The 283-nt window shown below is 67.8% G+C and carries 1 protein-coding gene; it reads right to left on the bottom strand.

What is annotated here, in order from left to right; translation table 11 throughout:
* A partial coding sequence (locus QSV46_RS39490; RefSeq protein ID WP_314964061.1) for a DDE-type integrase/transposase/recombinase occupies positions 1–283 on the bottom strand: 283 nt, incomplete at both ends.

Raw genomic sequence — 283 nt, 5'->3', positions numbered from 1 at the left:
CTGCCGTTGTCGCTGACCACCATCTTCGGCTTGCCGCGCTCAATCAGTAGCCGGTCCAGTTCCCGCGCCACCCGGGTGCCCGAGAGCGAGGTGTCGGCCACCAGCGCCAGGCACTCGCGGGTACAATCATCGACAACGGTCAGGATGCGGAAGCGGCGGCCGCAGGTCAGTTGATCCGACACAAAGTCGAGCGACCACCGGTCGTTCGGCGTCATCGGAACCAGCATCGGCGCCCTGGTCCCGATCGCCCGCTTGCGACCGCCGCGGCGGCGCACTGTCAGCT

Source organism: Bradyrhizobium cosmicum, assembly GCF_032290525.1.
Lineage (GTDB): Bacteria > Pseudomonadota > Alphaproteobacteria > Rhizobiales > Xanthobacteraceae > Bradyrhizobium > Bradyrhizobium cosmicum_A.
Note: the sequence above shows the minus strand (reverse complement) of the source record. Positions and strands in the feature narration are given on the sequence as shown.